At 35.6% G+C, this 7,661-nt stretch carries 5 protein-coding genes and 2 rRNA genes (1 of these 7 cut by a window edge); 1 reads left to right on the plus strand and 6 read right to left on the minus strand.

The genetic code is table 11. The features are described 5' to 3' along the window. Positions 1 to 12: 12 nt before the first annotated feature. Both NBX25_RS16750 and NBX25_RS16755 read right to left on the minus strand, forming a co-directional pair. On the minus strand, positions 13 to 387 hold the full coding sequence (locus tag NBX25_RS16750) for a hypothetical protein (protein WP_250254446.1): 375 nt from the start codon (positions 385 to 387) through the stop codon (positions 13 to 15). Positions 388 to 398: 11 nt separating this feature from the next. Beyond that, positions 399 to 2,510 carry an EndoU domain-containing protein gene (locus tag NBX25_RS16755; RefSeq protein ID WP_250254447.1) on the minus strand — a complete coding sequence of 704 codons (2,112 nt, stop codon included), beginning with the start codon at positions 2,508 to 2,510 and terminating at the stop codon, positions 399 to 401. Positions 2,511 to 2,533: 23 nt separating this feature from the next. On the opposite strand from NBX25_RS16755, the gene NBX25_RS16760 reads away from it, so the two are divergent. After that, positions 2,534 to 4,099, plus strand: a complete 1,566-nt coding sequence (locus tag NBX25_RS16760) for an acyl-CoA carboxylase subunit beta (protein ID WP_250254449.1) — start codon at positions 2,534 to 2,536, stop codon at positions 4,097 to 4,099. Between the two features lie 83 nt (positions 4,100 to 4,182). On the opposite strand, the gene NBX25_RS16765 is transcribed toward NBX25_RS16760, so the two are convergent. The 4 genes from NBX25_RS16765 to NBX25_RS16780 all read right to left on the minus strand — a co-directional run. Further along, entirely contained in the window at positions 4,183 to 5,622 is a 1,440-nt protein-coding gene (locus tag NBX25_RS16765) for an AAA family ATPase (RefSeq protein ID WP_250254450.1), read from the minus strand. Between the two features lie 42 nt (positions 5,623 to 5,664). Further along, positions 5,665 to 6,783, minus strand: coding sequence for a vWA domain-containing protein (locus NBX25_RS16770; RefSeq protein WP_250254453.1), 1,119 nt, complete (start codon positions 6,781 to 6,783; stop codon positions 5,665 to 5,667). Positions 6,784 to 7,214: 431 nt separating this feature from the next. Further along, positions 7,215 to 7,322: ribosomal RNA gene (gene rrf / locus NBX25_RS16775) — 5S ribosomal RNA — on the minus strand. Positions 7,323 to 7,467: 145 nt separating this feature from the next. Next, a 23S ribosomal RNA gene (locus NBX25_RS16780) occupies positions 7,468 to 7,661 on the minus strand (it continues 2,566 nt past the right edge of the window).

Consider the following 7,661-nt stretch of genomic DNA (forward strand, 5'->3'; position numbering starts at 1 on the left):
TTGAACCAAGATCTATAATAGCAAATTATTTCCATTTACAAATTTTTTCCAAGATATTGTAATTTCCTTTAAATCTGCTGTTGGTAGCTTATAATTTGGTGTCATATTAGGATTTGCTTTATATTCATATACATCATTATAAATACTGGTCATGGAATGAGTGACCTTTATAAGCTGTAATCCTTGGGTGGGAAAAAAATACTCTCCTGATTGTGGATTACTAAGCTGTTGATCTATAATCCCTAATAACATATTACACTCTTCTACATACCTAAATTCGAAAAATAATTCATCTAATGATGGGCTTATTGATTTCATTAGTTTATAATCTGAGTTCTTAATTCTTTTTACAAGAAAGTTTACTTTATAATCTTTTAAAATGCTCATATCTTTTCTATTTATCTAGATGGCCAACTAGTGATCACACCTTTATTTAAAAATCCAACAAGTCCGTCATTTCCTCCTCGGATGCAAATTATAATATGTTTATTATCACTCATAGCTCCTACAAATTTATTTCCGGATGAATAAGTTAAGGTAGTATAAGCAAGAGCAATATTATCTATTATTTCCTCTCTATCCCAATCTTGCCTAAACATATCGTTTAGAATAGGAAGGTGGGTGCCTGCAGCATTATTCCAAGCTTGTTTAGGATAAAATGTTCCACTGTGAAATACTTCAACATTAGTTAATGCATATCCTTGATTCTTAGATAATGTCCTCACAATCTTCCCATAAGCATTCACGTTCACTCCCATTCCATAGATATGATGAAAACCACTTGCTTTAGGAGGCGTAAAACTAGTATCAACCTCACCATGAAAAACATGATCCATACGGGGAGTATTTAAAGGGGTATTTAAAAACTTCCTCGCTTTTAATAAATTGATACTATATCTATGCTTTTTCACACTTGTCGTAATTTTTATCCAAACATCTATCAAATCTGGTTCATTTTGTAATTGTTGAATATATGGAATCCCATGATCTCTAAACTCAAGCATAAACGCATATCTATCTTCTTTGTGAATAAAGCTTTTTACTTTATTTACAACTGTTGGGCAAGTAGGCTGTATTTTAGCATAAAAACTATTCAATGCGGCATCCAAATCTGCAATATCTCTAATAAAATCTGCAGCAGCTTGCGGAAATCCAGCAGGAAAATTACTATTATTTACAGCCATCAGTTTTACAGCAGCATCCCTCATCATATATTCAGCTGCAAAACCGCCTCCGCTTGAAACCATTTGGGTCCAGAATAAAAAATTATCTAAGTTCTTACACCAATCATAATTAGGGATAGTATTACCTCCTGGGTTTTCGGGAATATTTCCATCTGGAGTAGAGTCATTAATATTTGCCTTAACTTTATCTATATATACTTCACACCCATTAGAATAATAATTCAAAATAGATTTTGCTACATCTGAAGTAAGCTCGATCAACGCTCCTGCTCCTGACAATGCTTCTAAAGCTAAAATTCGTTCACCAGTAGTAATTGAAGCTCCCAAAGCAATTCTTCCTAATTTTGATAGATGTCTAAAATGTCTAAGCTTTGATATATTACCAATACCGGTAAAACTAAGTGCTACGTCTGCTGTCAAATCTACTGCTGTCCAAACATCCTCGCTATCTCCAAAATCATCTAAATACTTTAAATAAAATAACGGAATCACGTAACTTAAATCACTACCACTAGGTTGCAAGGCTATAGAAGGTAATTTTACCGCTACATCTTTTTCGTCATAATGCATTAAAGAAATAGCAGTGTAAAAACCATAATCACCAACTTTTACTTTACTTATATCAGGAGTGGGTTCTCCACCGGAAATAGTATAACCTGTTACTTTCTCCTCTTTTACGGTAATAAGCTCTCCATTAAACTCAAAATCCATGTTATCGACAAAAAAACCTAAAAAATTCTTTTTTGAATTATAATTTAAAATGATTGGTTTATTTTTGTAAAATTGCTCAAAATAATATTGGCTGGTATTGTAATCAATTCCTCCCAGTCCAATAGCTAAAGATTGATAAGGATTTAACATCGAAACATACCATAGAGAATAGAGACGGTTCATGTATTCTCTTCTATTATTCTTCCCAAAGAAAACTATTCTATCATTAATTCTCTGATATAAACACTCGAAAAGTGTCTTTTGATTACCGTTAATTAATATTTTTTCGGTTTCTAGCCTATTTAAAAATGCAAGTGCATCATTAACTTGTATTGATTTTACAATTTTTACTACAGAATCTTCTCTTGATTCATATATACTATTCTCAGCAAATTTTCTTAAAATTTTAATTTTTGCATCTAAAGTTAGAAAATTTACAGCACCATCAGGAATTATACTTACCAGCATTTCTAAACGTAAGTTACTCTGTGCTTTCGTAAATTCCACTGACCACCCTGATGGATCAGAGGTTACGCCAAATAAATATTCCTCTTTTGAATAAGCAATATTAATATAAATATTAACAAGAGTATTGTAATAATTTTGAAAAGGCATATAATAATCATTTTCAAAATCGCTTGCTTGCCGAGATCAAAAAAGGAGGCGGTGAAAAGAGGCTTCAGAAGCTTCGTGAAGAAGGAAAAATGACTGCAAGAGAAAGAATAGACTATCTTCTTGATAAAGATTCTGATTCCATAGAAATAGGAGCTTTTGCCGGCTATGAAATGTATGAAGAACATGGTGGATGCCCTAGCGGAGGAGTTGTAGTAGTAATGGGATATGTTTCCGGAAGACAATGTCTTGTTGTAGCCAATGATGCATCGGTAAAAGCAGGAGCTTGGTTCCCTATCACTGGAAAGAAAAATCTGAGAGCACAGGAAATAGCAATGGAAAACAGACTTCCAATCATTTACCTTGTTGATTCTGCAGGAGTGTACTTACCTATGCAGGACGAAATTTTCCCGGATAAGGAAATGTTTGGTAGAATATTCAGAAATAATGCTAAAATGAGTGCTTCAGGAATCATCCAGATTTCAGCGGTTATGGGAAGTTGTGTAGCTGGAGGTGCTTATTTACCTATTATGAGCGATGAAGCTATGATTGTGGATAAAACAGGTTCTATTTTCCTGGCAGGAAGCTATCTTGTAAAAGCTGCTATTGGAGAAAGCATTGATAATGAAACATTAGGAGGGGCTACTACTCACTGTTCTATTTCTGGTGTTACCGATTATAAGGCGAAAGATGATAAAGATGCTTTAGACAGAATAAAAAATATTATGAAATCTATCGGAAGTACTGAAAAAGCAGGCTTTGACAGAATAGAAAGCTTTCCACCAAAAGAAAGTCCTGATAATATCTTCGGAATTATGCCGGTTTCCAGAGCTGAACAATATGATACTTACGAAATTATAAAGTGTATTGTGGATAACTCCGAATATGAAGAATATAAACCAGACTATGGTAAAAGTATTATTTGTGCTACGGCAAGAGTAGATGGTTGGTCTGTGGGAATTGTAGCCAATCAAAGAAAATTAGTAAAGAGCGGTAAAGGAGAAATGCAATTTGGAGGAGTGATCTATTCCGATTCTGCTGATAAAGCGACTCGATTCATTGCCAACTGTAATCAAAGAAAAATCCCTTTAATCTTCTTACAGGATGTTACCGGCTTCATGGTAGGTTCAAAATCAGAGCATGGAGGGATCATCAAAGATGGAGCAAAAATGGTAAATGCTGTTTCTAACTCAGTAGTCCCTAAATTTACAATCATTACGGGAAATTCTTATGGCGCAGGAAATTATGCGATGTGTGGAAAAGCTTATGATCCAAGATTGATTGTAGCATGGCCTTGGGCAGATCTTGCCGTAATGGGAGGTACCCAAGCTGCTAAAGTACTGGCACAGATTCAGGAGTCTACCCTGAAAAAACAAGGTAAAGAAATTTCTGAAGAAGAACACAACGAGATATTAGATACCATTTCAAAAAAATATCAAAAACAAACAGAATCTACCTACGCAGCAGCTAGATTATGGACTGATGCTATCATTAACCCAACTGACACCAGAAAATGGATTTCTATGGGAATAGAAGCAGCCAATCATGCTCCTATTACAGAAAAGTTTAATCTGGGGGTTATCCAGGTTTGATAAGTATTTGATTAAAAATATAAAAAGATGTGGAAATTAATTTCCACATCTTTTTGTTTTATGCCTTTTAAAATTTTGAAAATTTAAGAAAAGAAAACTCCTGTTCTGAATCTTTCTTTATTCAGTTTTTTGTTAACTGCCAATCCCCAAAGAATAAACTCTTTTAAGAATAAAATATCCTCCGGCTGAGTATCTGGTTGATATTTTTCAATGATCTGATCAAGAGGATCAATCCTGTTAAGAGATTTTGCATAGGATTCATCCGAAGATTCATCCGTAATTTCCAAAAATCCATCGTCTTCCAAAAACCAATCCGTAATTTGGTTAAACGGCCCATCAATATTCTTTTTCTCCAGTTTTTCTACTTTCGGGAAATAAGATGTAAATAAAGTTCTGATCGCATTATCAATCAATAACTGGGCAACCGCTTCCGCCCCTTCCTGTTCGCCTTCATAAACCAATTCCACTTTTCCCGTGATTGCAGGAATTACCCCCACAAAATCGCTTAATCTTACAGAAGTTGCTTCTTCACCAGTTAGTAAAGATCTACGCTCCGCTGTACTCAATAAGTTTTCGAAAGCAGTAATGCTCATACGTGCACTCACTCCACTTTTTGAATCTACATATTCGCTTTCACGAGACTCAAAACCAATCTGTTCCAAAAGATCCTTCGCTAAAGAAGGAACATATACACCATTTTTCTGACGGCTGTCTAAACTGGATTCATAATTCGTAATTTCTCTTGCAATATTGATGTTTTCAGGATAATGTGTCAAAATCTGCGATCCTATACGGTCTTTCAGTGGCGTTACAATACTTCCCCTGTTGGTATAATCTTCAGGATTCGCGGTAAAAACAAATTGTATATCCAAAGGCATTCTCACCTTAAATCCGCGAATCTGTACATCACCTTCCTGCAAAATATTAAACAAAGAAACTTGAATTCTCGCCTGAAGATCCGGTAATTCATTAATTACAAAAATACAACGGTTTGCTCGCGGGATCATCCCAAAATGAATCACACGATCATCTGCATAAGAAAGTTTAAGATTGGCAGCTTTAATAGGATCCACATCACCAATGAGATCGGCAACAGTCACATCCGGAGTAGCCAGTTTTTCAAAAAACCTTTCATCGCGGTGAAGCCATTCTATTGGAGCATTATCACCTTCCTTTTCCACTAACTCTTTAGCATAACGGGAAATCGGATTAAATGGATCGTCATTAATTTCACTTCCTCCAATAAAAGGAATCCATTCATCCAGTAAAGAGGTCATCATTCTTGCCAGTTTGGTTTTCGCCTGACCTCTCAATCCTAATAAATTAATATTATGTCGGCTTAGAATAGCGTGTTCCAATTGAGGAATAACCGTATTTTCATATCCGAAAATCCCTTCAAATACAGATTCTTTATTACGAATTTTAGTTTTTAAATTATCTCTTAATTCGTCTTTTATATTTTTTGATATATATCCTGATGCTCTTAATGAACCCAGTGTCTTTATGTTTGGCTTTTCAGTCATTTTATTTAATATCTGATTTTATAAAATTTGAAATATATTTTTTTAACGTATTCTTTTCTTACGATTGGTCTCATAATCCTCAAAAATCATGTGTCCTAATCCATTGAGTCCCGTATAAAAAGCCTTTCCTTGATTAGCTTCTGTAAATTCACTTACAAAACGTTGTAGATAAGGATCCTGAGCAATCATAAAAGTAGTAATCGGAATATGCAGCCTTCTAGCTTGGGATGCCATATTATAACATTTCTGAACAACATATTCATCCAAGCCATAAGAATTCATATAATAAGTACCATCAGCCTGACGAACACAACTTGGCTTTCCGTCGGTTATCATGAAAATCTGTTTATTGGTATTCCTCTTTCTTCGTAAAATATCCAATGCCAATTGAAGCCCCGCAACTGTATTGGTATGATAAGGACCCACCTGCAGATAAGGCAACTCCTGAATCTTAACAGGCCACGCATCATCCCCAAAAACAATGATATCCAAAGTATCCTTTGGATAACGCGTTGTAATCAGTTCGGCAAGAGCCATCGCCACTTTTTTGGCAGGAGTGATTCGGTCTTCACCGTACAATATCATACTGTGGCTGATGTCAATCATCAAAACGGTACTCATCTGTGATTGATGAATACTATCTTCTACGATTAAATCATCTTCAGTAAGATGAAAATCTCCAATTCCATTGTTGATTTGAGCATTTTTAAGGCTTTCTGTAATAGAAATTTTCTCTATCGGATCTCCAAAGTTATAATTACGGAATTCTCCTGTTGTATCTTCTCCCGTTCCGCTCTTATTGGTTTTATGATTACCGTTACCACTTTTCCCAAGGTTTCCGAATATTTGGTTAAGCGCTTGTTTACGGATATTTTGTTCCATTTTTGCACTCAGCCGAATTCCTTTTCCTCCATTAGGATTAACTTCTTCACGGATATATCCTTTCTTTTTAAGATCTTCAATAAAGTCATCAATCGTGTATTCCGGAGTAGTAAGCTGATACTCTTCATCCAGCATTCGAAGCCAGTCAATAGCTTCATCAAAATCTCCCGAGGTATGGGTTAATAAATCTGTAAAAATTTCCAGTAAACGATCGAATACGGAGAGTTCCGGTGCTTTGTAAGTTTCAAATCTGAACCCTCTCACAATATGCTCTTTCATAAAATAAAGTTACAACATAAATAGGAAGTGTTTAAGAGATTTAGTCTATTATAATTTTTATGAATAGAAATAATCTCGATTTAATATCTACAAAAATAATTTTCAGGAGCTTAATCCTGCTATCCACTCATACTCCTCGCGCCGCTGCCTTTACCTTACCCTGAGCCTAACCCAAGGGCCAACCCATGCTGTGGGGTAACCGTTCCTATCAGGGCTAGGAAAGAGGTATGAATAATAGGGTAATCTATAATGACCAATATATTGAGTAAAACCTAAGTACTATTTGTATTGTATACAGACAATATTCAATAGAAGTGGGGATATTACTCATTGCTTATTACCCATTACTTATCGATTCTTGTTTTGCTGTGGAGTATAGAGCAAAAAAAAGTCTCATACAATTATGTATGAGACTTTAAAAATAAAATAAAAACTGGCGGCGGCCTACTCTCCCGCGTTAGCAGTACCATCGGCGCTGGTGGGCTTAACTTCTGTGTTCGGAATGGGAACAGGTGAGCCCCACCGCTAAAACCACCCTAAAGGTTGTATATAAGATGTCAGATGCAAGACATCAGATGTCAGACGAATTTGTCTGATATCTGAGATCTAATCTCTGATATCTGTTTTAAGCGATAAAAACTTTCACAAAGAGCTAACCTTGCTGCACTTTCGTGCGCCATATCAGGCTATAAATCTACGGGTAATTAGTACTACTCGGCTATGACATTACTGTCTTTACACCTATAGCCTATCAACGTGGTCATCTCCCACGACCCTTAAAAGATGTCTCATCTTGAGGCGAGTTTCGCACTTATATGCTTTCAGTGCTTATCTCTTCCAAACGTAGCTACTCAGCAGTGCACCTGGCGGTACAACTG

The sequence above is a fragment of the Chryseobacterium sp. Marseille-Q3244 genome, from assembly GCF_940807095.1.
GTDB lineage: Bacteria > Bacteroidota > Bacteroidia > Flavobacteriales > Weeksellaceae > Chryseobacterium.